Source organism: Lentzea alba (assembly GCF_047445655.1).
GTDB lineage: Bacteria > Actinomycetota > Actinomycetes > Mycobacteriales > Pseudonocardiaceae > Lentzea > Lentzea alba_A.
On the sequence record NZ_JAJAEG010000009.1, the window covers coordinates 169,080 to 192,883 of the forward strand.

Consider the following 23,804-nt stretch of genomic DNA (forward strand, 5'->3'; position numbering starts at 1 on the left):
TTGGTGCTGCCGGTCGCCGTGTGCACGACGACCTTCATGCCGCCGTCGGCCAGGCCGCCCTCAGATCCGGGTCACCAGGCCGTTCACCAGCCCGTACCGGTGCCCGCGGTGATCACCTGGCCCGTTGCGCAGGTGGATCTCCACCCGCGTGACGCCCGTGCCCATCCGGCCGGCGACGCGGGAGTACACCTCGTCGCCGTCACCGCTGGAGTTCCACGTCTCGGTCTTGGCCTGGGTGGCTTCGAGCGGCGGCACCGGGCCGTCGGTGAGGCCCTGGCAGTGGAACACCTCGGCACCGACGACCATGCACTCGGCGAGCCCGTTGCCCTTCTTCATGACCAGGATCGTGGCGATGCCGCGGGTGTCGGCGAGCACGATGTCCGCAGGCGACGGCGCGGTTGCCTGCCAGGACTCGGCACACGCGTTGGCCTGCGGCAGCACCTGCTCGTTTCCCGGCTGACCCGGGGTGGCGGTTCACTTCGCGAACGCCTCGTCGGTGGCGCCGGCACCAGGCCGATCCCGGCGATCATGGCCGCCGCGAGCGCGGCACCGGCGATGACCCGCTCGACGTGCGCCGTGGACCGGAACCACTCCACGTGGCTGGGCTCGCGGTCACGGGCGGGTCCCGGAACCTCTCCTCCAGGGCGTTGCGCTCATGTCGTCCTCTCGCGCGTGGTTCTTGCACCTCCTACCTGTCCGGTTGGGACGGACCTGTCACACCTGAAGCCAAAAATCCCCGCGGGCACGAAGCCCACGGGGATTTACGACGTCCGAAGCCTTACGGGCGAGGACCGGTCGACGGCCAGCCCGGCCCGCGGCCACGTCGCCGCAGGTACCGCTCGAACTCCGCGGCGATGTCGTCGCCGGAGGCCTCGGTGATCTGGATGGCGGCGTCGCCGCGCTCCTCCAGCGCCCGCACGTAGTTGCGCACGTCCTCGTCCTCGTCGGCCATCTCGGTGACGGTGCGCTCCCACTCCTCGGCCTGCTCCGGCAGCGCGCCGAGCGGGACCTCGATGTCGAGGACCTCCTCCACCCGGTGCAGCAGCGCGAGCGTGGCCTTGGGGGAGGGCGGCTGCGAGACGTAGTGCGGCACGGCGGCCCAGAACGAGATCGCCGGGACACCCGCCTGCACGCACGCGTCCTGGAACACGCCGACGATGCCGGTCGGGCCCTCGTACTTCGAGTGCTCCAGGCCGAACTTCTCGGCGGCGTCCTGGTCGTACGCGGTGCCGGTGACCGGCACGGGACGGGTGTGGGGCGTGTCCATCAGCAGGGCGCCCAGCGTCACCACGGTCGTCACCCCGAGGGCGTCGATGTGGCCCAGCAGCTCGGCGGCGAACTTGCGCCAGCGCATGTTCGGCTCGATGCCGTGCACGAGGATCACGTCGACCGGGGAGCCTGGAGGCCGGCAGACCGAGAGTCGCGTGGTCGGCCAGTCGACCCTTCGGGTGACGCCGTCCACCATGCGGACTGTGGGTCGCGTCACCTGGAAGTCGTAGTAGTCGTCCGGGTCGATCTCGGCGAGCGGCGTGGCGTCCCAGGTGAGTTGCAGGTGTTCGATGGCGGTGCTGGCGGCATCGCCGGCGTCGTTCCATCCTTCGAACGCGCAGACCATGATCGGACTCGTGAGCGGTTTGCGCGGGTTCGAGGGGGTCGGGGATTCCTGGGACGGATCGTTCACGGCGCCAGACTACGGCCTCACCTATCTAACTCATCGTAGGCTTGGCCCATGCGTGATCGCGGAGAGTCGCCGTTCCTGGAAGCGCTGGTGAACCGGGTTGTCGTCGCTGACGGCGCCATGGGCACGATGCTCCAGGCCGCTGACCTCTCTCTTGACGACTTCAACGGTCTAGAGGGCTGCAACGAGATCCTCAACGAGACACGCCCCGACGTCGTGAAGGCCGTGCACCGCGGTTATCTCGAAGTCGGTGTGGACGCGGTGGAGACGAACACGTTCGGCGCGAACCTCGCAAACCTGGCCGAGTACGACATCCCGGACCAGATCTTCCACCTGTCCGAACGCGGTGCCGCGCTGGCGCGTGAGGTCGCAGACGAGTTCAGCACTTCCGATCAGCCGCGGTTCGTGCTCGGGTCAGTGGGTCCCGGCACCAAGCTTCCGACGCTCGGCCACGCGCCGTACGCCACGTTGCGCGACGCGTACCAGGAGCAGTGCAAGGGCCTGCTGGTCGGCGGCGTGGACGCGATCATCGTCGAGACCTCGCAGGACCTGCTGCAGACCAAGGCTTCGATCATCGGTGCCAAGCGGGCGATGAGTGCGGAAGGGCGGTCCGTTCCGATCATCGCCCAGGTGACCGTCGAGACGACCGGCACGATGCTGCTGGGTTCGGAGATCGGCGCCGCGCTGACCGCGTTGGAACCGCTGGGCATCGACCTGATCGGCCTCAACTGCGCGACCGGTCCGGCCGAGATGAGCGAACACCTGCGCACGCTCGCCAAGCACGCGCGCATCCCGTTGTCGGTGATGCCGAACGCCGGCCTGCCCGAACTGGGGCCCAACGGCGCTGTCTACCCGTTGTCGCCGGAGGAGTTGGCTGCGGCGCTGGCGGGGTTCGTCACCGAGTTCGGCGCGCGGCTCGTCGGTGGTTGCTGCGGCACGACCGCGGAGCACCTGCGCCAGGTGGCCGAGGCGGTGCGCGACCTCGGGCCTTCTTCGAGGCGTCCGCGACCGGAGCCCGGTGTGTCCTCTTTGTACCAAGCTGTCCCGTTCAAACAGGACGCTTCGGTGCTGATGATCGGCGAGCGCACGAACGCCAACGGCTCCAAGGCGTTCCGCGAGGCGATGCTCGCCGAGAAGTGGGAGGACTGCATCGAGATCGCGCGCGACCAGACGCGCGAGGGTGCCCACCTGATCGACCTCTGCATCGACTACGTCGGCCGCGACGGCGAGGCGGACATGCGCGCGCTGGCCTCCCGTCTGGCCACCGCGTCGACGCTGCCGATCATGCTGGACTCGACCGAGCCCGGCGTGCTCCAGGCCGGGCTGGAGTGTCTCGGGGGCCGCTGCGCCGTCAACTCGGTGAACTACGAGGACGGCGACGGCCCCGACTCCCGCTTCCAGAAGATCATGCGGCTCGTCTCCGAGCACGGCGCGGCCGTGGTGGCGCTGTGCATCGACGAGGAGGGGCAGGCCCGCACGGCCGAGTGGAAGGTCCGCGTCGCCACCCGGCTGATCGAGGACCTGACCTCCAACTGGGGCATGCGGGTCAACGACATCATCGTCGACTGCCTGACGTTCCCGATCTCCACCGGCCAGGAGGAAGTGCGCCGCGACGCCATCGAGACGATCGAGGCGATCCGCGAGCTCAAGCGCCGTTTCCCGGATGTGCAAACGACTCTGGGCCTGTCGAACGTCTCCTTCGGACTCAACCCGGCGGCGCGCCAGGTGCTGAACTCCGTGTTCCTGCACGAGTGCGTGCAGGCCGGCCTCGACACCGCGATCGTGCACGCGTCCAAGATCGTGCCGATGGCCCGCATCCCCGACGAGCAGCGTGCTGTCGCGCTGGATCTGGTCTACGACCGCCGGCGTGAGGGTTACGACCCGCTGCAGAAGCTCATGGAGCTGTTCGAGGGCGTCACCACGAAGTCTTCCTCCGCCTCCCGCGCGGAGGAACTGGCCGCTTTGCCGTTGTTCGAACGGCTGGAGCGTCGGATCGTGGACGGCGAGCGCAACGGGCTTGAGGCCGATCTCGACGCTGCCCTGGACGAGCGGCCGGCGTTGCAGATCATCAACGACACGTTGCTGGCGGGCATGAAGACCGTCGGCGAGCTGTTCGGGTCCGGGCAGATGCAGCTGCCGTTCGTGTTGCAGTCCGCCGAGGTGATGAAGACCGCCGTCGCGCACCTCGAACCGCACATGGAACGGTCCGACGACGGCGGCAAGGGGCGGATCGTGCTCGCCACGGTCAAGGGCGATGTCCACGACATCGGCAAGAACCTCGTCGACATCATCCTGTCCAACAACGGCTACGAGGTCGTGAACATCGGCATCAAGCAGCCGATCAACGCCATCCTCGAAGCTGCGGAGGAGCACCGGGCGGATGCGATCGGCATGTCCGGGCTGCTGGTCAAGTCGACCGTGATCATGAAGGAGAACCTCGAGGAGATGAACTCCCGAGGGGTTGCGGCGCGGTGGCCGGTGCTGCTCGGCGGTGCGGCGTTGACGCGTGCGTACGTGGAGAACGACCTGACCGAGATGTACTTTGGCGATGTTCGCTATGCCCGCGACGCCTTTGAGGGGCTGCGGCTGATGGACGCGATCATGGCGGCCAAGCGCGGTGAGGCTCCTCTGGTGGATGAGGAAGCTCAGGCCAAGGCTGCGGAGCGCAAGGCCCGTCGCGAACGATCGCTGCGCATCGCGGCTGCGCGCAAAGCTGCTGTGGTGGAAGAGGAAACGGTCGCCGGCCGCTCCGACGTCGCCACCGACAACCCGATTCCGACGCCGCCGTTCTGGGGTAGCCGGGTGGTGAAGGGCATCCCGGTCGCGGACTACTCGGCCTTGCTGGATGAGCGGGCTACGTTCATGGGGCAGTGGGGGCTCAAGGGTTCGCGTGGGGGTGGGCCCACCTACGACGAACTGGTTGAGACCGAGGGGCGGCCTCGGCTGCGTTACTGGATGGAACGCCTTGCCACGGAAGGGGTTCTTGCCCACGCAGCGGTCGTTTACGGCTACTTCCCGTGTGTTTCCGACGGTGATGATCTGGTGATTCTGGAAGAGCCGGCGGTGGGTTCGGCTGAGCGCTTCCGGTTCACGTTCCCGCGGCAGAAGCGGGATCGGCGGTTGTGCCTGTCGGACTTCTGGCGTGCGAAGGGCTCTGGCGAGGTCGACGTCATCGCGTTCCATCTTGTGACGATGGGGCAGCCGATTGCTGACTACGCCAACGAGTTGTTCGGCAAGAACGCCTATCGGGAGTACCTGGAGGTTCACGGGCTGGGGGTTCAGCTGACCGAGGCGTTGGCTGAGTACTGGCACATGCGGGTTCGGGAGGAGCTTGTGTGGCCTTCTGGTGGCACCGTGGCTGCGGAAGACCCGAGCGATGTCGAGGAGTTCTTCAAGCTCGGGTATCGGGGTGCTCGTTACTCGTTCGGGTACGGGGCCTGTCCTGAGATGGAGGACCGGAAGCGCATCGTTGAGCTGCTGGAGCCTTCGCGGATTGGCGTGGAGTTGTCCGACGAGCTGCAGTTGCATCCTGAACAGTCCACTGACGCCTTTGTGGCGCACCATCCGGAGGCGAAGTACTTCAATGTCTGACCTGCACGCTGTCCTGTGGGACATGGACGGCACGCTGCTGGACTCTGAGAAGTTGTGGGACATCCCGCTTTACGAGTACGCGGAGAAGCTGGGCGGGGTTCTCTCGCTGGAGACCCGTGAACGCATGGTCGGTACCAACGTGCCTACGACTATGCGGCTGTTGTTTGCTGATGTTGGTGTTGAGCCTGCGGATGCGGATCTGCTTGACGGGGCTGCGTGGATTTCGCGGCGTACCGAGGAGGTCTTTCGGGCTGGGTTGCCGTGGCGTCCTGGTGCTCAGGAGGCCTTGCGGGCGGTGCGTGAGTCGGGGGTGCCGATGGCGCTTGTGACGTCTACCGAGCGGTCGTTGACCGAGGTTGCGTTGGACACGATTGGGCGGGAGCTGTTCGACGTCACGGTGTGTGGGGATGAGGTGGACGGGCTCAACAAGCCGTTGCCGGAGCCGTATCTGAAGGCTGCTCGGCTGCTCGGCGTCGACGCGACCCGCTGCGTGGCCATCGAGGACTCGCCGACCGGTGTGGCCGCTGCGGTGGCGGCCGGATGCACTGTGTTGGTGGTGCCGTGCGACGTCGAGGTGGAGGCGGGGGAGCGGCGGATCTTCCGCGACTCGCTGGTGGGTGTGGACCTGGACGTGCTGAAGGCCCTCTAGTCCTGTTCGGGGGCGTCGTAGGTCAGCTTCACCTTGAGGGTCGACTCGGCGTGGCCGCTCACCACGACCACGTTGCCCTTGATCGAGTAGCCGAGACCGAACTCGACCTCCAGCTTGTCCGGCCGCACCGAGCGGGCGGCGAGCTTCCCCGCGGTGTCCGCGGTGGCGATCGCCGCTCCGACGATCACCTCGCGGGCCATCTCGAAGGCGTCGAGCAGACGCCTGCCCGCCTCGTTCAAGGCCGAGGTGTCCTCGGTCCACTGCTCGCCGATGGTCTCCACGAGCACTTCGACGTCACCGATCCTCATCGGAACGAGCCGGCCTGCCATCCCGTCCTCCTTCGTCGCTGTCTGATCGCTCGACCGTGGATCCCGTGTTACCGCAACAATTCCACGCACTTTGGAATCTGACTGTCCACATGGGACTCGCGTAACGCCGGACACCGCTCGGGGCGATGGGCAGGCAGATCCGCGACGGGAGGCCAGATGCCAGGTGACGATCGGATTCCGCCGTATCTCGGTCGGATCCTGACCAGGTCGGGGGCGTCCGCGGGCACCTGCTTCCAGGTGGCTCCCGGCGTCCTGGTGACCGCGTGGCACGTCCTGCGCGACGTCCAGGCCGGTGAGGTCGGCTCGTTCGTCGACGTGGACGCGCTGGCTGGCGGGCATCGAGTCCTGCGCGCCGAGGTGATCGCGATCGACGAGAGTCGGGACCTCGCGGTGCTGCGCAGGGAGGAAGCGCTGGCAGGCACGACAGCGGCCGTCTCGCCGACCGACCAGGTGCCGCCGGGCACGAAGATCGTCGTGACCGGCGTCGCGAGGGTCGACGACCCAGGTCATGAGTACGGGTTCCTCGCGACGACCGGCGACTGGCGTGGCGAGCTCACCAGGAACGACGTGCCACAGAGTTACTTCACCTCGGACTCGGTCGCGGTGGGGATGAGCGGTGCGCCGGTGCGCCGTGCGGCCGATGACGTTGTGGTCGGCGTGGTGCGAGCTCGGTACAACAGCGACAACTGGCTGCGGCACTCCGTGTGGACGGCGAGGGTCGAGGACTTCCTCGCGCTGTTGCCGGCAGATCATCGGGTGAAGGTCGCCGGTCAGCCGAAGGCACGCGTCACGAAGAGGATTGCCGTGCTGCTGGCAACGGCCGCGTTGCTGCTGACCGTGTCGGCGACCGCAGGCGTCGTGCAACTCACCCGGCAACCGGTGCACACGGGCACAACGGGCACAACGGCCGCACCCACCACGACTCCGATCGCCGTCCACAAGGGAGTCCAGCCGATGCCGGCGGACTCGCCCGCGGTGGCGGTGATCGGAACCGAACGCGTGCAGCGCCGCAGTAACGGAGCGTCGGCGTTCTCGGTGCCCGCGAAGGTCGACATGACCGACGCACAGCTGGCCACGTTCAACATCGACGTTGTCGAGAACAGCCAGGGACAGGCCTCCTGGTACGACAGCAACGGTGGCGTCCCGATCGGGTTCGGCCTGACGAAGGTGACCTTGATGAGCAAGGACACCGCCACAGTCCGCATCACCGACATCGAGGTGCTCAAGGAGTGCGTGTCGCCGATCGCGGGCACGTACTTCAGCGGATTCACCCAAGGTGGCCCGTCCGGTGTGGTGCACCTCGGCTTCGACCTGGACGAGCCAAGCCCCACCGTGCAGGAGATGGTGTTGCTGGACAGGGAAGTCCCGAAGCTGGTCGGCGAGAGCTACTTCACCGACAAGTCGATCGAGCTGCGCCCCGGTGACCAGCAGGACCTGGTGCTGGCCGCGCTCAGCCAGTCCCGTCACTGCAAGTTCCGCCTGCGGCTGATCATCGCGACCGCGGCCGGTTCCTACTCGCTCGACATCGACGACAACGGCAAGCCGTTCGAGGTCACCGGCAAGGCCACTCCGACGGTGCAGGGTGCGCCGTTCTCCGGCTATCAGGCCACGTACCTGCGCACCTACAACACCTGGTCTCGCGTCGACCCCCGCACCTACCGCCCCTAGCGAGGCTGTCATGACTGTGAAGAAGCTCGTGGCCGTGCTGGCGGGACTGTGCCTCGTAGCGGCGGTCGTGACGGCGCTCGTCCTGAAGCAGGGAGTCGAACGGCCGCCCGAGGCCGCGTCACCACCGACCACCACCTCGGCACCGACATCCAGCACACCGGTGGGAAACGGGCGAGCCGACTACCTCTACTTCACCGAGACCCACCTCTTCGTCATGCGTGGAGAGCAGGTCATCACGCGGCTGCGACGGTTCTTCGGTGGTGGAGACGCTTTGGAGAACAAGGTCGTGTGGACGAACAGCGGGGACCACATCGCGTTGTTCTCCGATGCCGACATGCGCGTGGAGTCGAACGAGGAGACCGAGCTGATCGTCATCGACGCGCGGACGGGCGAACAGCGGCGCTTTCCGTGCCGCCTGTGCTCGGACATCGCCGCCGTCGGTCCGGACAGCGTCCTGGTCAACATCGGCTCGGAGAACTCGGCGGTGGATCGTTTCCAGACCATCGACCTGCGCACGGGGGCGAGGCAGGACGACACGCGGTTTCCTCCAGCGCTCGATGCGCCGAACTCGCGGAAGTTCCTCGTCAGCACCCGCAGGCATGTGATCACCATGCAGTACGACGGCAGGGGGAAGGTCAGCCTGGTGCTGGTGGAGTCAGGTGCTGTGGCGGGCAAGCAGATCGCGGCGCACAGCGCCAACTACTACACGCCGGTCGCGCCTTACGAGAACGGCGAGGGCGAGAAGTACGCGCTGGCCGTCGCCGAGGGCAGCGGGTGTGGCGGGAGGTCCTCGATCAGCGTGCTGGACGCCGATGGCAACGCCACCAGTACGGACACGTCCGCCATGATGCCGCCGGGAGCCGGTAGCGGGTTCTACGTGACCGATGTGTGGTGGACGCCGAAGGGTGAGTTGCGCGCGACCGCTACCTCGTGGACCTGCACCGACCTCAAGGCGAACAACAACGGCACTCAAACCGTGCGCGACGCGGGCGGGCTGTGGGCGCTGGAGAACGGCAAGTGGGCCAAGAGCGGCACAAGCCCTGTGACGATGGTGCGTGATCTCGGCAATGGCACCGTCGCGGAGCTCACCGTCCCGAGCTGCATCGGACAGATCGACCCGAACGCGGACTGCACTGCTGGACCACTCGCGCTCCATCGCGACAGCAACCGCACAGTGGTCGCCGAGAAGGCGATGTTCGTCTCCACGCCGCCGATCAGCGTTCCGTCACCACAGCCCTCGACCAGTTCGGCCGCCGCCGCCACGCCTCCGGCATCCTTCGCCGGCACATGGTCGCAGCACGCGGGCGGACTCACCATCGCCCCGGACGGGAAGGTGACGATGAACTACCAGTCCACGGCGACGGTGATGCCGACGTTCCCGGAGCTCACGATGCGGATCACCGAGGTGGTCGACGGACGCGCCACCGCGACTGTGCTCACCAGCTCCGACACCGCGATGCCCAGCGGCGCGAGCGTGGTGTTCGAACGGAAGTTCCCCGGACTTGTGATGAGCGGGCCGTCCGGCCTGGTGCTCCGCTGGTGTGACGCCGCGACCCGTGCGGCAGGCGAGTGCGGGGCGTGAACGAACCACTAGCTCCAACACTCGCGCGGCACGAGTGTTGGTGATGTTGGTGCCCACTCAGGGATCGGTGGCAAAGCCCGTCCTGCAGGGGTGTCCACTGGGCGTGTGGATGAGAGGTTTCGCCACGTCCGCCGCTCGGCTCCGAGGTCGCTGGACAACGGGAAGCGCATCCCCACGCCCTGCCGCAGTCGCACGGCGTCAGCGAGTTCGGCGGCCCTTGGCGTGCACACGATCCACTCCTGCACCGGGCCCCAGAGCCACAGCGCGGGACCGTCCAGCAGTTCTGTGCGCACCTCGGTCTGGCCGTCTGCGGCGCACCAGCGGACCGGGCTGTGCGTGCCGCGCAGTGTTCCGGCGCGCACCACGTGCCAAGCGGCCAGTGGCTCGCTCAGCGACGACGTGGGTGCCGCGTCGGTCACCACGCCGGGCGATGCCGGGTCGAAGCCCAGGAACGTGCGTCGCACCGACACCGAGAACCGCACTCCGTTCGACAAGGTCTCCGAGACCACCGGCAGCGACTCGGGATGGGGAACGGAAGTGGGTAGGACAGGCTCGTTGGCGGGCCACCCCGGTGACAAAGGGCCGATCGGTGCAGGGGTGGAGGAGTGCCACTTGCCGATGTCGGGCTCGATGGGTGCGCCTGGCAGGACGGCTGGTTCGTGGCCGTCGGGTCCGGCGGCGCGGAGTCGTGGGTTGATCTCCCAGACCAGGGAGGACGCCACGCCGCCGTAGCGGGCGACTCGGTGTCTGCGGCGGTCGATCTCGGCAGCCAGGCCGAGGGGATCAGCGGTGGGAATGATGATGTCGTAGGCCGCGCGGATCCACACGGCTGGGCCTGCTGGTAGTTCGAACTTCAGCGGGTGGCTCGACGAGTGGTCGGGCGTGCGGTACTTGAGGGGTTTGAGGAGGACGCCGGGTTCCACCTTCAGGACGCCTGCCAGCGGTACGCCGATCACGTCGGTGGCCACGCGTGCGCCGGAGATCAGCCTTGTGAAGAGCACTCGGTCTTGCTCTACCACCACGGCGGCCTCGTCGGACAGCGGTACGACGATTGGCGCGTCGTTCATCGGCGCAACTCCGGTGGCAGCAAAGGGATCAGGGTGTTCAGGTAGTTCGCGGCTGTCATGTCGTGGCCGATGCCCACCCGGCGCACGGTGATCCGGCCGCCGCCTAGTTCAAGGCCGCCGGTCGACTCGCTGGGGGCGGCGGTCAGTGCTGGCGTCAGGTGTCGGACGAACGCCAGGTCGTCGCAGAACACCAGGAACTGGTCATCGAACGAAGGGACACCGAGCGCTACCGCGCCTGCGTTCTCGTCGTGGGTGATGCGGCGGTAGTCGTCGGTTGCGCGGGTGGCGACTCGTAGCGGTGGGCACGGGCCCAAGGGTGTGCTGACCGAGACGAAGGCTTCCTCGCGGGCTTTTTGGTCGCCGCCAACGGATTCCAGGCCTACTACGCGGACCTCTGTGCGGACGGTGAACGTGCGGCCGCCGATGGAGGACGTCTCCTCGGTGGGCTTGAAGCGCTTGGGGCGCCACCACATCAGATGTCCAGCTCCTGGTCGGTCTTGGTCGCCTCCTGGTCGGCGCCGCGCTGGTCGTACGTGACGGTCTTGTAGATGCCGTTGGCGTAGCCGGCCACCTTGTTCGCGATCTTGACCGGGTCGGTGTACTTCATGCCGTCCGGGCCGGACTTGTCCAGGCCCAGGACCTTGTCGGCGTTCTTTTCGACGGCTTCGGAGAACGCCTTGCCCAGCGAGTCGGGTTTCTTGGAGGCGCCTTCGACGAACGCCTTGCCGATCTTGGAGCGGCCGATCACGTCTCGGATCTTCTTCAGGACGTCCATGATCTTTTGGATGATCGAGCGGACCTTGTTGACCTCGTTGCCCGCCTTGGCGGTCGAGATGCCGGCTTCGACGGGGGTGGCGGCGGCTGCGGCTACCTCGGAGGCGCCGCAGGTGGGGATGGCGGCCAGCTGGGCGGCGATCCAGGTGACTACCAGCCACTCGATCAGGTCGCTCAGGATGCCCTTGATGATGTCTTCGGCCACCTGCATGAACATGGAGCTGGCCTGCAGTACCGAGGCGACGTTGCCCGCCGTGGAGGCGGTGCCCTCGATGCCGTGGTGGAAGCTGCCGAGTTTCTCGGCTGCTTTGTCGCCTGCCTGGGACTTCCAGCTCTGCAGACCGTCGCGGAGGTGGTCGTCGAAGGTGCGGGCGAGGTCCTCGGTTTGTCTTGCGATGTCGTTGAACGCGCCGGCGGCCTTGCTGGTGGCGGCCGGGTCGCCGGAGACGAGGTCGACGGCTTGTTTGAGAGGCGCTACTACGTCCAGGAGCCAGCCGAGGCCCTTGGAGATGAGGAAGTTCAGCGGGTCGGCGATGGCGCCGGCCAGCTTCATGCCTTCCTGCATGAAGTTGTTCATGTCGGAGATGACGCTGATGGTGTCTTTTGCGATCGCGGCGCCGTCGCCGGACTTGATGGAGTCGCCTAGTTTGGTGGCGTCCTTCATGAGTGAGTAGCTGCTGCCGCCGAACGGGACGGATTTTGCTGCTTGCTTGCCGACGTTGCTGCCGGAGAACTGGGCGCCGTAGCTGGTGCCCAGTGCGCCGAGGTTGCCGGTTGCGTTGCCGCCGGAGACCATCGGGGGTGCGGAGGCGGTGTCCAGTCCTGTTTGGACGATTTTGCCGAACGCGTCGACGGTTGTCTTCTCGTTGTCCGCGTAGGTTTGCGCGGTGGCGGTTAGGGCGCCGTCGATCTTGCCGAAACCCTCGGTCATCTTGCCGAAGTGGCCGTGCAGGTCGCCCAGCAGCGCGTCGTACTGCTCGTACATGCCCAGCAGGTGCCCTAGTGCGCCCCAGCTGATGGCTGGGACGGAGGCGGTGGTGGCTGTGTCGTTGAGCTTTGTCGAGGTGGCGGACAGGGCGCCCACGTTCTTGGCGCACTGCGCGATCTCGTCCGGGTGCACGATGAAGTCGGTCACCAGCGGTCATCCCCGCGGAAGATGGTGCCGGTGTCCTCGTCGTCGTCCACGGGCGGGCGTGGGCGGGTGGGTTCGGCGGCGGGGTGGCCGAAGATCTCCTGCTGGGTCTTCATGACGCGCTCGGCGATCGGGAGGTCCGTGTGGCCCTGGACGATCTCGGCCTGCTGGCGTGCGGCGGCCGCCACGGCCTGTTGCAGGGTCGACATCACGGCTTGGGAGAGTTGGGTGGCCGAGAGGCGCTTGGCGTCCTCGGTGAAACGGATTTCCTTGATGGAACCGGACAAACCCGCGACGACTGTGATGGAGCGGTCGGGGGACTGGGCGCTCGCTTCGACGGCTCTGAGCTCGGTGCCCATCGCGTCGTAACCGGCGGCGCGGGCGTCGGCCGCTCGGTTCGCCTGCTCGAAGAACTCGAGCTTCTGGCGCATCTGTTCGAGCAACTCAGCGCTGTCAGGCATGCACCGAACGTACCAATGCCGGTTGGGTGGGGTGGTCGCACCGGCGACCACCCCACACCATCAGGCGACAGCGGCCTTCGTGGCGGCCTTGGTCTTGCGCGTCGCGGGGTCGATCAGCAGGCCGAACACCACGCCGAGACCGACGTAGAGCGTGGCGAGCTGGGCGAGCGAGCTGAGGCGGAACTGCCACAGCACGTTCACCGGCATGTCGGCCGGAATCGTGTCCGGCGGCGCGGGGAACGCCAGCAGCACCACCGCGACGGCCGCGGCCACCGCGAGCAGCACCGCGGTGACCCGCACCGGCTGCGACCGGGTCGCGAGCCGTTCGGCGAGCCAGCTGGCGCCCCACACGATCGCGAGACCGGCCACGACCACGCCCAGGTAGAGCGCGGTCCGGTAGTTCACCGTCTCCGGGTCGCCGACGGCCGGCGGGTTGGCGGGGTACTTGATCCACGGCAGCAGCGCCACGGCACCGAACACCGCGGCACCGAACGCGAAGCTGCGGCTGAACGGCGTGCGGTCGGTGAACCAGCGCTTCGACAGCGCGTAGGCCGTGGCGAACACCAGGCCGACCGCGATGCCGACGATCACCACGCCGAGCATGCCGCCCGCGATCTGCGCGGCGCGGCTGACCAGCTCTTCTTCGCCGTGCGAGTGGCCGGCGGACTCACCGGCGGGCTCCCGGGCCTCCTCGACCGCGAGCGCGGCGCGAATGGGGATCTCGGTCACCAGCAGCTGCACCAGCGCGGAGGCGACACCGGCGATGCCGCCGGCCGCTACTCCGCGCAGCGCAAGGGACTTGTACGTCGTCGTCATGTGCTTGAGCTGCGGATCAGATCAGTGGCACGGGACGCCGAGCGCGTGGCGGCCGTCGTGGAAGAACTCGTGCAGCAGCTCCGAGCTCGCACCGAGCGCGAGGCCGTTCTCCTGCAGGACCAGGTAGGTGACGATCAGGCCGAGCAATGCGACGGCGAAGGCCCACTTGGGCACCTGAACGGCGGACAGATTTGCTGCGGGGCTCGTCATGACGGGCTCCTCCATACCTCGTGGAAGGTCAACTCTCCTTGCGGCGCCGCAGCCGGTCTCCTGACTCCCGGATCAACGCTGCCCCCGCGTCTTCCCAGCGCCCTTTCGGGTGCCAGTGACGTGCTCGGCGGGGATCGCTTCCCGGTCACAGTGGCGAGGACCGCGCCGGATTTTCACCGGCTTCCCGTCACTGCGGCGCGTGCACCGTAAGTTGAGCGGCCCGTTAAGCACAACCGGCCATAAGAGTTGTTGCGTTCCTCACTTCACGAGTGGACAGTCTCCGCACTTCCCACCAGCGGCTACCCGGTAGTAAAGGCAGCAGGACCGACGCCGGAACGTGACCTCGCCAGGGAACGGGATGAATTCTCCTGCTTGTTCGAACGGCGGTGCGCTCATCAGCTCGGTGCCGCGTTGTTCGGCTTCCTCGGCCGTGAGCATGCGTGCGCGGACAACCATTTTCAGCGCTCCCGCGATGTTCGACATCGCGTTGCCCCACAACAATCCGCGCGCCACCGGCGTGACCCGCTGGATCGCTTTCACCACGGGTTCGAGCGCCTCAGGGACCGGTGGGCCCAGCCGCGGCAGGTCGATGCGGACGCTCAGGCCGTTCGCGATGTCGTAGTGCCACCACAGGTTTTCCGGCCGCACGTCGATCGGGATGTTGGCCGCGGTGAGAGGGCTGAGCAGCCGGGCGGTGTAGCTGAGGAAGAACAGGCTCGCCGCGACGCGTGGTTCTTCCGCTTTGTACCGGGTCGCGATGGCGTCGATGGTGGTTTTGAGCGCCGGTCCGTCGAGAAGTGCCGTTCCGGGCAGCCACGTTTCATCCGGACGGCCCACGTCGAGCGCGAAGAACGGGTTGATGCCGCGCACTCGGCGCAACGCTTCCAGAACTTCCGCGAACTCGGACACGGAAGTTCACGCTACCGGGTGTCCATGCAGGACAGATCACGTCCAGGGCGTGGGACAGAACTGACCGCGGTGTGGACGGGGGTCTGCGGGATGGGAGGATGTCGTGCCGTGAAGACCTTCGACTCCCTGTTCGCCGAACTGACCGAACGAGCCGCCACCAAGCCGGCAGGTTCCGGCACCGTCGCAGCGCTCGAGGCCGGCGTCCATGCGCAGGGCAAGAAGGTGCTGGAGGAGGCGGGCGAGGTCTGGATCGCCGCCGAGTACGAGTCCGACGAGAAGCTCGCCGAAGAGATCTCGCAGCTGCTGTACCGCCTCCAGGTGCTCATGCTGGGCCGCGGCCTGACCCTTGACGACGTCTACAAGTACCTCTGACGGAGACCTCACACATGCTGCGCGTAGCAGTCCCGAACAAGGGCGCGCTCGCCGAACGCGCCTCCGCCATGCTGACCGAGGCGGGTTACCGGCAGCGGCACGAGCCGCGCGACCTGACCGTGCTCGACCCGAACAACGACGTCGAGTTCTTCTTCTTGCGCCCCAAGGACATCGCGATCTACGTGGCGTCCGGTGACCTCGACCTCGGCATCACCGGCCGCGACCTGGCCGCCGACTCGGGCGCCGACGACAACGGCTCCTCCGTCCAGGAGCTCCTGGCGCTGGGCTTCGGCTCGTCGACCTTCCGCTACGCCGGGCCTCGCGGCACCGACTGGAAGGTCTCCGACCTCGAGGGCAAGCGCCTCGCCACCGCGTACCCGAAGCTGGTCAACCGCGATCTCAAGGCCCGCGGGATCACCGCTCACGTGATCCGGCTCGACGGCGCTGTGGAGATCTCGATCCAGCTGGGCGTGGCCGATCTGATCGCTGACGTGGTGGGCTCCGGGCGGACTCTCCGGCAGCACGACCTCGTGCCGTTCGGTGAGCCGATCTGCGAGTCCGAGGCCGTGCTGGTGCACCGTTCCGGCTCCGAGCTGACCGCCGCCAAGAAGCAGCTGACGGCCCGCTTGCAGGGTGTCGTGTTCGCGCAGCAGTACCTGATGCTCGACTACGACTGCCCGCGCTCGATCCTGGACGACGCCATCGCGTTGACCCCGGGCCTGGAGTCGCCGACCGTGGCGCCGCTGGCCGACGACAACTGGGTGGCCGTGCGGGCGATGGTGTCCCGCAAGGAGGCGAACCAGGTGATGGACGAGCTGGCCGCGATCGGTGCCAAGGCCGTGCTGGCCTCGGACATCAGGTTCTGCCGGCTGTGATCCTGGAACACGCCGTCCTGGACGTCGTGCCGGGCCAGGAGACCGACTTCGAGTGGGCGTTCGGCGAGGCGCGGGAGCTGATCTCCGCCTCGCCGGGCTTCCTCGGCCTGGAACTCCTGCGCTCCTTCGAGACCCCGTCGCGCTACCTGCTGCTGGTGCGCTGGGAGTCCGTCGAGGCGCACACCGCGGGCTTCCGGCAGGGGCCGACGTATGCGCGGTGGTCCGCTCTGCTGCACAAGTTCTACTCGCCGTTCCCGGTGGTCGAGCACTACTCGAGTGCCTTGAGCACCTCGTCGTCCGTGGTCTGATCGAACCGCTCGTACCACCGGCTGACCGCGCCGAAGTTGCGCGGGACGAGGACGGCGATGATCGGCGTCCGGAAGGTGTCCAGCGACTGCTTCGCGGCCACCGGGACCGCGAGGACGAGCTTGTGCGGTTCGTGCCTGGCGACCCACTGCAACGCGGCCCTGGCCGTGACACCCGTGGCCAGCCCGTCGTCGACCACGATCACGTCGCGGTCCTCGATCTGCAGCGGCGGCCTGTCCTTGCGGTAGAGGCTGGTCCTGCGCGCGGCTTCGGCACGTTCTCGGTCGCAGGTCTGTGCGAGCTGCTCCTCGGTCAGGTTGAGCGCTCGCAGCACCGCCGGGTCGTAGACGGGCTCGCTGTCCGCCGTGACCGCTCCAACGCCGTACTCGGGGTGGCCCGGGGCGCCGATCTTGCGCGCCACCACCACGTCCAGCTCGGCGTCGAGCTGGTCCGCCACCACTCTGGCGACCGGGACGCCGCCGCGGGGGAGGGCGAGGATCAGCGGGTCCTGCCAGGGTTGATCGGCGAGTCGCGCGGCCAGTGCGCGGCCCGCTTCTTGCCGGTTCGCGAACCTCTTCACAGTCCGCTAGACGTTACGCGTCTCTCGTCGGCGGAGGCGAGCCAGAAGAACACCGGCGGCAGCACGACTTCGAGGACGATCAGCGGGATCTGGAACCAGTGCGGCTGCCCGTGCACGGCCAGCGACAGCAGCCGTCCCACCGCGGACAGCGCGAACACGCCCGCCAGCCACCTGATGGCGTTGGCCGGGACCGGTTTCTGCCTGGCCGCCCAGATCCACGCCAGCCCGTAGCCGAGGAAGATCGCGTTGTAGAAGCGCTCGCGGCTGTCGACCGTCGCACCCGCGCCGGCCTCGCCCGGCACGGAGTCGATGCCGAGCGCGACGTGATAAGCGCCGATCAACGCACATGCCACGCCCATCGCCCACGCGAGTGTTTTCAGCGTCGTGGCCATACCCCACCCCCTTGGTGGACACGTGTCTACTCCGCCCGGTAGACACGTGTCAACTAAGCTCCCGGCTGTGAGGTTGACTCCTGAATCACGTCGCTCGCAGCTGATCGACGTGGGTGCTGCGCTGTTCGCTGCAAAGCCCTACGACGACGTGCTGATGGAGGAGGTCGCCGCGCGCGCAGGCATCTCACGCGCGTTGCTGTACCGGCACTTCTCCAACAAACGGGACCTGTTCGCTGCCGTGCACGAGCACGCCACCGCTGCGCTGCTGGCCGACGTCGAGGATCTGGGCACCGGCACGCTAGCCGAGCAGATCGCGGTCGGCCTCGACGCGCACTTCGACTACTTCGAGGTCAACCGCAACATCGTGCTGGCGGCGAACCGCGTGCTGGCCCAGGACCCGGTGGTGCAGAGGGTGATCACGGGCGGGTTCGCCGGGTTGCAACGCCGGCTGCTCGACGCGGCGGGGACGGACGGCCCGCTCGCCGCGGCCGCGGTGCTGGCGTGGCTGGAGTTCGTGCGCGTGATGTGTGTGGAGTGGTTGGCGCACAATGCTTTTGACCGGGTGGAGCTGCGTGACCTGTGCGTGCGGGCGTTGCTGGGCGCGCTGGAGATCAATCCTCGGTGAAGCGGAGCGTCCGCTCGGCGCTGTCGTGCCAAGATCGCCTCTTGGGCCTCGCTTGCTTGCGTGTCGGCGTCGTCGCCGACCTGCTCCACCGCGTGTGCCCCTGGATCGGCGTCGCTCAGCGCGCCGTGAGGGCTCGGCTGAGATCATCGCGCAGGAGAGCCGGAGGGCGATGCTCCCGGCCGCTGGTTCTCGTTCTGCGCCAAGCTCTCCGGTTGTCCGTCCGGCCTGTCAGCGCTCGCGCACGAACAGCGCCTGCGCAGTGCTGCCCACCGGCCCTTCCACGTCGTGAACGGTGCTGGTCGCCAGCCCGACCCCGTCCGGTCCGATCGTGGTCCGCGCGTCCATGCCGACCCACTCGCCGACGGGCTGGCGGTGCAGGTGCACGGTCAGGTCGGTGTTGATGGCGTACCACTTGCGAATGTCCACTCTGGACGAAACGCCGCTGGCCGAGTCCACCACGGAGAAGACGCGCTCCAGCGGCGTCGGCTCGGAGCCTTCGACCACGGCCACGCGCGGGCGGGCCCACACCTGCGCGTCGCCGGGCGTGAAGATGCCGCCGGACACCGAAAGCCACTCCACCGCGGCGAGATAGCCGCCCGACCAGAAGTCCGGGATCGCCATCGGCACGGCGGAAGAGGGCGGCGCCATCGCGGCACCAACGCCGCCGGCCACCGCGGTCGTGTCCGAGCCGACGATGTGCCAGGCGCGTGCGGTCAGCGCGACGCGGCCCTCGTGCGACAGGGAGGCCGACAGCAGCTCCACCGAGCGGCCGGGGCGTTCGACCGAAGTGGACACCGTCAGGTCCGCCACCGGGACGGGGCCGAAGACCTCGAAGGTCACGCGGGACAGCGTTGGCCTGCGGGCGAGCAGGGAGCGCACCAGCAGAGCGGAGGGCGGGCCCAGGTGCTGGCTGTCCGGGCCCCACGGGCCGACGGTGTGCGGTGTGGAGCGGAAGACGTCGTCGCCCAGGGGCAGGTAGAAGGCGTCCATCAGTCGCGGTCCTGGAGGGGTTCGGTGTCGTCGGGCTCCGGCCAGCCGGGGTAGGGCGGCGGCGTGCCGTCGAAGGCGGGGCAGAAGGCCTTGTGGTCGCAGTAGTCGCACAGGCGGCTCGGCGACGGGCGGAAGTCGCCGGTCGGGGCGGCGCGCATGATGGCCTGCCAGATCGCTTCGAGGGTGCGTTCGAAGCGGGACAGTTCCGACTCGTCCGGCGTGTAGGCCAGGGCCTGGCGGTCGGCGAGGTACATCAGGCGCAGCTGGCGGGGGACGACGCCGCGCAGGCGCCACAGCACCAGCGCGTAGAACTTCATCTGGAACAACGCCTTCGCCTCGCCCACCTCGCGGGGCGCTGCGCCGGTTTTGTAGTCCACGACGCGAATTTCACCCGTTGGGGCCACGTCCACGCGGTCGATGTAGCCGCGCAGCAGCACGCCGGACGGCAGTTCGGACTCGACCAGCAGCTCGCGCGACTCCGGTTCCAGGCGCCGCGGGTCCTCCAGGCCGAAGTACCCGTCGAGCAGGGCGGTCGCGGACTCCAGCCACTCGGTTTCCTCTGCACCGCCCTGTTCTTCGAAGAGCGTGGCGAACTCCGGGCGTTCGGACTTCACGCGCTCCCAGGCGGGCGTGATCATCGTGCGAGCACGCGCGGGCACGCGTTCGGCGGCGGGCAGGGCGAAGAGGTCTTCGAGCACCGCGTGCACCACCGTGCCGCGCACCTGCGCCTTCGTCGGCCTCTCCGGCAACCGGTCGACCGCGCGGAACCGGTAGAGCAGCGGGCACTGCTTGAAGTCCCCTGCCCGGGACGGCGACAGCGCGGGCCTGCGCAACGTGGTGCTCATGGTTCGCACCATAGGACAGAGGTCTGACAATTCTGCGTTTGCCCACTGCACCGCCGTCCCCGAAGTCGACGAGGGCCATGATCGCGAGCCTCACGGTCTTGACCGCTGCCCTCGTCGACTTCGGGGAGAGCGCCACCGTCCCGCGCGGTACACCGCGAGATCACACCGGCGGCTCTACAGTGCACCCGTGGCCGCGCGGATCAGCGAGAAGGAGGGCGGCCTGCTGCTTTTCCGGGTGGCGGGCATCCCGGTGCTGCTCGCGCCGTCGTGGTGGATCGGTTCGGCCATCGTGGTCGCGTTCTACGCACCGCTCGTCGACGATCTCGCGCCCGGCACGTCGCCGGGCATCGGGCTGTTGCTCGCGGCGCTCTTCGCGATCTTCCTCGGTCTCTCGGTCCTCGCCCACGAGCTGGGCCACTGCGTCGCGGCGCTGAGACTCGGCCTGCCGGTGCGGCGGCTGCGCCTCTACCTGCTGGGCGGCCTGTCCGAGATCATGCGCACGCCCGGCAAGCCCAGTCATGAGGGAGTGGTCGCCGGCGCGGGACCGGCCGTGTCGATCGCGCTCGCGGTGATCTTCGGTCTCGGCGGGCTCGCGATGGAGCCCGGTGGCGTGGTGTGGCTGCTGGTCTTCCAGATCGCGGGCGCGAACCTCGTCGTCGCCGTGTTCAACCTCCTGCCGGGGCTTCCGCTGGACGGTGGCCGGATCGTGCGCGCCGGCGTGTGGGCCGCTACCGGGCAACGTGCGACGGGTACGCGTGTGGCCGTGGTCGGTGGCTTCGCCGTGGCCATCGCACTGGTCGCGTGGGCGCTCTACGGCATCGCTGAAGGCACCGAAGACCGTTGGCTGCGTTTCGGCGTGTGCGTGCTGACGGCGTGGGTCGTCGTCGCTGGTGCACGAGGTGAGCTGGCCAGCGAACGGCGCCGCACCTGGCCCGAAGGCGTCACGCTCAACGACCTGATCCGCCCGGTGCTCCAGCTCCCGGCCGAAAGCCCCGTCGCGGACGCCCTCAGCACGTCGGCCGGCCGCGGTGTGGTGCTGGTCAGGGCGGACGGCGTCGCGGCCGGTCTGCTCGACACGGAGGCGGCCGAGAAGCTCGCCGCCGCGAGTCCCTTCGCCCCCGCGGAACAGGCCGCGGAGCCGATCCGGCCGGAGACCGTGCTGCTGGCCGACGAGCCAGGCGAGGAGATCGTCGAACGCGTCCAGCACACCGCCGCGTGGCAGTTCCTGGTCGTCGACCTGGAGGGCCGGCCGGCGGGTGTGCTGCGCAGGGAGGACCTGCGTGCGGCCATTGAGAAGGGCGTTTGACACCATTGCGCGGTGATTAGCGCAAGTGGACCGTTCCAGCCGGGTGACCGGGTTCAGCTGACCGACCCCAAGGGGCGGCACTACACGGTCGTTCTCGAAGCCGGCAAGGAGTACCACACCCACCGCGGCGCCATCCCGCACGACCTGCTCATCGGGCAGCCGGAAGGCTCCGTCGTGCAGTCCGTGGGCGGCACGAACTTCCTGGCGCTGCGCCCGCTGCTGCCGGACTACGTGCTGTCGATGCCGCGTGGCGCGCAGGTGATCTACCCCAAGGACGCCGCGCAGATCGTCATGTACGGCGACATCTTCCCCGGCGCGCGCGTTCTGGAGGCAGGCGCGGGTTCCGGCGCGCTGTCGTGCTCACTGCTGCGCGCGGTGGGGGAGAAGGGCAGCGTCCAGTCGTACGAGGTGCGCGACGACCACGCGGTCCACGCGATCCGCAACGTCGAGCAGTTCTTCGGCGAGCGCCCCGGCAACTGGTCGATCACCGTCGACGACGTGAAGAACCACGAGGGCGAGGTCGACCGGGTCATCCTCGACATGCTCTCGCCGTGGGAGGTGCTGCCCACGATCGCGAAGAACCTCATCCCCGGCGGCGTCCTGGTCGTTTACGTCGCCACCACCACGCAGCTGTCCGTGGTCACGGAGGCGCTGCGGGAGATGACGTGCTGGACCGAGCCCCACGCGTGGGAGACGCTCGTCCGCCCGTGGCACGTCGTCGGGCTCGCGGTGCGGCCGGAGCACCGGATGATCGCGCACACGGCGTTCCTGCTGACCACGCGCAAGCTCGCGGACGGGGTGACGGCACCGAAGCCGCAGCGCAGGCCGAGCAAGGGCTGATCTCTGTCCGATTCCGGACAGAGATCATCGTTTGGGGCCGACCCCACCGGCAGACCCAGTTGGATCATGACTGAGGTTTGACGTTCAAGTCCTGGGGGTTGATTTGCGCAAGTTCATGATCGCGGTCGTTGCGGTGGGTGCGACGGTGCTGCCGGCTCCGGCGGCGCACGCCGTTCCGGGTTGTTCCGCGGCGCACGAGGAGTACAACCAGGTCAAGCAGCTCGGCTGGGGCAAGTCGACGTGCAGCGAGGGCATCCAGCGGGTGCGGGTGACCTGTCACGACATGATGGGCGGCGTCGTCTACACCATCTACGGTCCTTGGGCCGGTCCCAACGAGGCGTCTGTCGCGTACTGCGACCCGTTCGGCCGGGCGCTCAGCGCCGCCGCGTCCTTCTGACGCACAACGCAAAAGGGCTCCGCACTTCGGTGAAGTGCGGAGCCCTTTTGCGTTCAGGCTTTACTTGGTCGGATCACCGAGCTTCTCGATGCCGCAGACCTTCCAGTCGCCGCTTTCCTTGACCAGCTTGTAGATGATGTACGACCCGACGGTGCCGGTGCCGCCGGCGGGGTCGGGAATGCCGGTGTAGTCGGCGCGGAACGTACCGGTGTCCCCGGTCGTCTTGACCTCGCCCGCCTTGACCGTGAACTGCGGCATGGGCTTGGGCGCCGGAGCGTTCGGCACCTTCTTCTGCGCCTCTTCGGCGTCCTTGATCATCTGAGCGCAGACGTACTTCTCGACCGTGCTCAGGTCCTGCTGCTTGCCCGCCCGGCCGGCCACCTGGCTCGCCTTGGCGTAGTCCTCGGCCAGCTCCTCGGCGTCGGAGTCGCCGCCGCTGGACGAGCCCTTCGACGGCGTCGTCGGCTTCGAGCCGTTCGTCGGCTGGTTCGTGTTCGTCGACGCCGAGTTCGAGCTGCTGGGCTTGTCGTCACCGGAGAGCAGCACCGCTGCCGTGACGCCACCACCGACGAGCACCAGCACACCGACGACGACGCCGATGATCAGGCCGGTGTTGCTCTTCTTGGGAGGCGGGCCGCCGAAGCCGCCGGGACCGCCGTAGCCGGGCTGCTGGCCGTAACCGGGGGGAGGCTGCTGGCCGCCGTAGCCCTGCTGCGGGAAGCCGCCGCTCTGCGGGCCCTGCTGGCCGAACGGGTCCTGCTGCGGCTGGCCGTACTGACCCGGCTGCTGCTGGCCGTACCCCGGAGGCTGCTGGCCGTATCCGGGCGGCGGCTGCTGGCCGTAACCCGGCTGCTGCGGCGGCTGCTGCCCGTACGGACCACCGGGCTGCGGCTGCTGCCCGTAAGGGCCGGGCTGCTGCGGCGGGTAGGTCATCTGAAACTCCCCCGATGCGGATGAGGTGATCTTTCGGTGGACATTGTGGCCGTTCGCGGACTAACTCGCGGCGGAATGCACCTATCGACACGCACGTGTGGTTGTGCACACCATGTGCAGTTGCCATCTGCCAGCGCGAAGGCCGCGTCTGATAACGATTGCGGCAACTCCACCGGGAATCGAGCGCGATGCACTGCGCTGTCGGGGTGGTCCGCCGGTCGCGCCGGAGAAACCACCCGGTTGGCCGCACGCCCTCCGGTCGCACTGGAGCCGCGGCAGAGCGGGTCCTCCGAGGAGCACGAACGAGGTGGGTTGCGGTGCGTGACCACCGATCGGATCAACCAGTGGTCCACCTGGTGGGACGACGGCAAGTTGCCGCCCGTCGCCGGGCCGCGAGCCGTACCAGGTGTGTTCGCGGTCGTCCAAGAGTGGTCGCGGAGCGTGGGGACCGGCTGGTCCCACGGGTGCTCCCATGAC

Annotated in this window: 26 protein-coding genes and 1 riboswitch; of the genes, 11 read left to right on the top strand and 15 right to left on the bottom strand. The window is 68.2% G+C overall.

The annotated features are described in order from the left end of the window. Positions 1–60 precede the first annotated feature (60 nt). On the bottom strand, positions 61–441 hold the full coding sequence (locus tag LFM09_RS16830; protein ID WP_414097386.1) for a hypothetical protein: 381 nt from the start codon (positions 439–441) through the stop codon (positions 61–63). Positions 442–778: 337 nt separating this feature from the next. Continuing rightward, positions 779–1,681, bottom strand: a complete 903-nt coding sequence (locus tag LFM09_RS16835; protein WP_414097387.1) for a PAC2 family protein — start codon at positions 1,679–1,681, stop codon at positions 779–781. A 48-nt stretch (positions 1,682–1,729) separates the two neighbouring features. On the opposite strand from LFM09_RS16835, the gene metH reads away from it, so the two are divergent. Beyond that, on the top strand, positions 1,730–5,269 hold the full coding sequence (gene metH / locus LFM09_RS16840) for a methionine synthase (protein WP_414097388.1): 3,540 nt from the start codon (positions 1,730–1,732) through the stop codon (positions 5,267–5,269). Further along, positions 5,262–5,918 carry an HAD family hydrolase gene (locus LFM09_RS16845; protein ID WP_414097389.1) on the top strand — a complete coding sequence of 219 codons (657 nt, stop codon included), beginning with the start codon at positions 5,262–5,264 and terminating at the stop codon, positions 5,916–5,918. The genes metH and LFM09_RS16845 overlap by 8 nt, the downstream gene beginning before the upstream one ends. Here the strand turns inward: LFM09_RS16845 and LFM09_RS16850 are convergent. After that, positions 5,915–6,247, bottom strand: coding sequence for a CU044_2847 family protein (locus LFM09_RS16850; RefSeq protein ID WP_414097390.1), 333 nt, complete (start codon positions 6,245–6,247; stop codon positions 5,915–5,917). The two genes, LFM09_RS16845 and LFM09_RS16850, sit on opposite strands and share 4 nt — an antisense overlap. Positions 6,248–6,403: 156 nt before the next feature. Here LFM09_RS16850 and LFM09_RS16855 point away from each other — a divergent pair, with 156 nt between their 5' ends. Both LFM09_RS16855 and LFM09_RS16860 read left to right on the top strand, forming a co-directional pair. Further along, positions 6,404–7,915 (top strand): S1 family peptidase, encoded by a 1,512-nt coding sequence (locus tag LFM09_RS16855; RefSeq protein ID WP_414097391.1) that lies wholly within the window; start codon positions 6,404–6,406, stop codon positions 7,913–7,915. Between the two features lie 10 nt (positions 7,916–7,925). After that, positions 7,926–9,497 carry a hypothetical protein gene (locus LFM09_RS16860; RefSeq protein WP_414097392.1) on the top strand — a complete coding sequence of 524 codons (1,572 nt, stop codon included), beginning with the start codon at positions 7,926–7,928 and terminating at the stop codon, positions 9,495–9,497. An 8-nt stretch (positions 9,498–9,505) separates the two neighbouring features. On the opposite strand, the gene LFM09_RS16865 is transcribed toward LFM09_RS16860, so the two are convergent. From LFM09_RS16865 to LFM09_RS16895, 7 genes are all read right to left on the bottom strand, one after another. Further along, positions 9,506–10,564: a hypothetical protein gene (locus LFM09_RS16865; RefSeq protein ID WP_414097393.1), complete on the bottom strand. Its 1,059-nt coding sequence runs from the start codon at positions 10,562–10,564 to the stop codon at positions 9,506–9,508. Next, the gene (locus LFM09_RS16870; RefSeq protein ID WP_414097394.1) at positions 10,561–11,037 is read right to left on the bottom strand and encodes a hypothetical protein; all 477 of its coding nucleotides are present in this window, start codon (positions 11,035–11,037) and stop codon (positions 10,561–10,563) included. Before LFM09_RS16870 ends, LFM09_RS16865 begins: the two co-directional genes overlap by 4 nt. Continuing rightward, a complete protein-coding gene (locus LFM09_RS16875) occupies positions 11,037–12,473 on the bottom strand; it encodes a WXG100 family type VII secretion target (protein ID WP_414097395.1) in 1,437 nt (478 codons plus the stop codon). The genes LFM09_RS16870 and LFM09_RS16875 overlap by 1 nt, the downstream gene beginning before the upstream one ends. Further along, positions 12,470–12,931 carry a YbaB/EbfC family nucleoid-associated protein gene (locus tag LFM09_RS16880; protein WP_414097396.1) on the bottom strand — a complete coding sequence of 154 codons (462 nt, stop codon included), beginning with the start codon at positions 12,929–12,931 and terminating at the stop codon, positions 12,470–12,472. The genes LFM09_RS16875 and LFM09_RS16880 overlap by 4 nt, the downstream gene beginning before the upstream one ends. A 60-nt stretch (positions 12,932–12,991) precedes the next feature. Continuing rightward, the gene (locus tag LFM09_RS16885) at positions 12,992–13,747 is read right to left on the bottom strand and encodes a CbtA family protein (RefSeq protein ID WP_414097397.1); all 756 of its coding nucleotides are present in this window, start codon (positions 13,745–13,747) and stop codon (positions 12,992–12,994) included. 21 nt (positions 13,748–13,768) lie between these two features. After that, a complete protein-coding gene (locus tag LFM09_RS16890; protein WP_414097398.1) occupies positions 13,769–13,957 on the bottom strand; it encodes a CbtB domain-containing protein in 189 nt (62 codons plus the stop codon). A gap of 53 nt (positions 13,958–14,010) precedes the next feature. Further along, positions 14,011–14,145, bottom strand: a riboswitch (cobalamin riboswitch). A 70-nt stretch (positions 14,146–14,215) separates the two neighbouring features. Then, positions 14,216–14,866 carry a (2Fe-2S)-binding protein gene (locus tag LFM09_RS16895; RefSeq protein WP_414097399.1) on the bottom strand — a complete coding sequence of 217 codons (651 nt, stop codon included), beginning with the start codon at positions 14,864–14,866 and terminating at the stop codon, positions 14,216–14,218. Between the two features lie 108 nt (positions 14,867–14,974). Between LFM09_RS16895 and LFM09_RS16900 the strand changes: the two genes are divergently transcribed. From LFM09_RS16900 to LFM09_RS16910, 3 genes are read left to right on the top strand one after another with little or no spacing between them, the layout of a single operon-like run. Beyond that, positions 14,975–15,238, top strand: coding sequence for a phosphoribosyl-ATP diphosphatase (locus LFM09_RS16900; RefSeq protein WP_112261573.1), 264 nt, complete (start codon positions 14,975–14,977; stop codon positions 15,236–15,238). A gap of 14 nt (positions 15,239–15,252) precedes the next feature. Continuing rightward, positions 15,253–16,113 (top strand): ATP phosphoribosyltransferase, encoded by an 861-nt coding sequence (gene hisG / locus LFM09_RS16905; RefSeq protein ID WP_414097400.1) that lies wholly within the window; start codon positions 15,253–15,255, stop codon positions 16,111–16,113. Further along, the gene (locus LFM09_RS16910) at positions 16,110–16,421 is read left to right on the top strand and encodes an antibiotic biosynthesis monooxygenase family protein (RefSeq protein ID WP_414097401.1); all 312 of its coding nucleotides are present in this window, start codon (positions 16,110–16,112) and stop codon (positions 16,419–16,421) included. The genes hisG and LFM09_RS16910 overlap by 4 nt, the downstream gene beginning before the upstream one ends. Here LFM09_RS16910 and LFM09_RS16915 read toward each other — a convergent pair. Then, on the bottom strand, positions 16,382–16,999 hold the full coding sequence (locus tag LFM09_RS16915) for a phosphoribosyltransferase (RefSeq protein ID WP_414097402.1): 618 nt from the start codon (positions 16,997–16,999) through the stop codon (positions 16,382–16,384). The two genes, LFM09_RS16910 and LFM09_RS16915, sit on opposite strands and share 40 nt — an antisense overlap. Then, positions 16,996–17,391: a DUF4345 domain-containing protein gene (locus LFM09_RS16920; RefSeq protein ID WP_414097403.1), complete on the bottom strand. Its 396-nt coding sequence runs from the start codon at positions 17,389–17,391 to the stop codon at positions 16,996–16,998. Before LFM09_RS16920 ends, LFM09_RS16915 begins: the two co-directional genes overlap by 4 nt. Positions 17,392–17,458: 67 nt before the next feature. On the opposite strand from LFM09_RS16920, the gene LFM09_RS16925 reads away from it, so the two are divergent. Continuing rightward, entirely contained in the window at positions 17,459–18,016 is a 558-nt protein-coding gene (locus LFM09_RS16925; protein WP_414097404.1) for a TetR/AcrR family transcriptional regulator, read from the top strand. A gap of 228 nt (positions 18,017–18,244) precedes the next feature. Here LFM09_RS16925 and LFM09_RS16930 read toward each other — a convergent pair whose 3' ends face one another. Then, the gene (locus tag LFM09_RS16930) at positions 18,245–19,009 is read right to left on the bottom strand and encodes a thioesterase family protein (protein ID WP_414097535.1); all 765 of its coding nucleotides are present in this window, start codon (positions 19,007–19,009) and stop codon (positions 18,245–18,247) included. After that, the gene (locus tag LFM09_RS16935) at positions 19,006–19,863 is read right to left on the bottom strand and encodes a RecB family exonuclease (protein WP_414097405.1); all 858 of its coding nucleotides are present in this window, start codon (positions 19,861–19,863) and stop codon (positions 19,006–19,008) included. The genes LFM09_RS16930 and LFM09_RS16935 overlap by 4 nt, the downstream gene beginning before the upstream one ends. Positions 19,864–20,038: 175 nt before the next feature. Between LFM09_RS16935 and LFM09_RS16940 the strand changes: the two genes are divergently transcribed. The 3 genes from LFM09_RS16940 to LFM09_RS16950 all read left to right on the top strand — a co-directional run bounded on the left by LFM09_RS16940 (position 20,039) and on the right by LFM09_RS16950 (position 22,394). Beyond that, on the top strand, positions 20,039–21,157 hold the full coding sequence (locus tag LFM09_RS16940) for a site-2 protease family protein (RefSeq protein ID WP_414097406.1): 1,119 nt from the start codon (positions 20,039–20,041) through the stop codon (positions 21,155–21,157). A 15-nt stretch (positions 21,158–21,172) separates the two neighbouring features. Continuing rightward, positions 21,173–21,997: a tRNA (adenine-N1)-methyltransferase gene (locus LFM09_RS16945; protein WP_414097536.1), complete on the top strand. Its 825-nt coding sequence runs from the start codon at positions 21,173–21,175 to the stop codon at positions 21,995–21,997. Positions 21,998–22,100: 103 nt separating this feature from the next. Beyond that, the gene (locus LFM09_RS16950; protein ID WP_414097407.1) at positions 22,101–22,394 is read left to right on the top strand and encodes a hypothetical protein; all 294 of its coding nucleotides are present in this window, start codon (positions 22,101–22,103) and stop codon (positions 22,392–22,394) included. Between the two features lie 60 nt (positions 22,395–22,454). On the opposite strand, the gene LFM09_RS16955 is transcribed toward LFM09_RS16950, so the two are convergent. Beyond that, entirely contained in the window at positions 22,455–23,327 is an 873-nt protein-coding gene (locus tag LFM09_RS16955) for a hypothetical protein (RefSeq protein WP_414097408.1), read from the bottom strand. Between the last annotated feature and the right edge of the window lie 477 nt (positions 23,328–23,804).

Excerpts from the sequence above, each read along its gene's own strand:
- metH (WP_414097388.1), top strand. The coding sequence starts at position 1,730 with ATGCGTGATCGCGGAGAGTCGCCGTTCCTGGAAGCGCTGGTGAACCGG.
- LFM09_RS16845 (WP_414097389.1), top strand. The coding sequence starts at position 5,262 with ATGTCTGACCTGCACGCTGTCCTGTGGGACATGGACGGCACGCTGCTG.
- LFM09_RS16850 (WP_414097390.1), bottom strand. The coding sequence starts at position 6,247 with ATGGCAGGCCGGCTCGTTCCGATGAGGATCGGTGACGTCGAAGTGCTC.
- LFM09_RS16855 (WP_414097391.1), top strand. The coding sequence starts at position 6,404 with ATGCCAGGTGACGATCGGATTCCGCCGTATCTCGGTCGGATCCTGACC.
- LFM09_RS16860 (WP_414097392.1), top strand. The coding sequence starts at position 7,926 with ATGACTGTGAAGAAGCTCGTGGCCGTGCTGGCGGGACTGTGCCTCGTA.
- LFM09_RS16865 (WP_414097393.1), bottom strand. The coding sequence starts at position 10,564 with ATGAACGACGCGCCAATCGTCGTACCGCTGTCCGACGAGGCCGCCGTG.
- LFM09_RS16870 (WP_414097394.1), bottom strand. The coding sequence starts at position 11,037 with ATGTGGTGGCGCCCCAAGCGCTTCAAGCCCACCGAGGAGACGTCCTCC.
- LFM09_RS16880 (WP_414097396.1), bottom strand. The coding sequence starts at position 12,931 with ATGCCTGACAGCGCTGAGTTGCTCGAACAGATGCGCCAGAAGCTCGAG.
- LFM09_RS16885 (WP_414097397.1), bottom strand. The coding sequence starts at position 13,747 with ATGACGACGACGTACAAGTCCCTTGCGCTGCGCGGAGTAGCGGCCGGC.
- LFM09_RS16890 (WP_414097398.1), bottom strand. The coding sequence starts at position 13,957 with ATGACGAGCCCCGCAGCAAATCTGTCCGCCGTTCAGGTGCCCAAGTGG.
- hisG (WP_414097400.1), top strand. The coding sequence starts at position 15,253 with ATGCTGCGCGTAGCAGTCCCGAACAAGGGCGCGCTCGCCGAACGCGCC.
- LFM09_RS16920 (WP_414097403.1), bottom strand. The coding sequence starts at position 17,391 with ATGGCCACGACGCTGAAAACACTCGCGTGGGCGATGGGCGTGGCATGT.
- LFM09_RS16935 (WP_414097405.1), bottom strand. The coding sequence starts at position 19,863 with ATGGTGCGAACCATGAGCACCACGTTGCGCAGGCCCGCGCTGTCGCCG.
- LFM09_RS16955 (WP_414097408.1), bottom strand. The coding sequence starts at position 23,327 with ATGACCTACCCGCCGCAGCAGCCCGGCCCTTACGGGCAGCAGCCGCAG.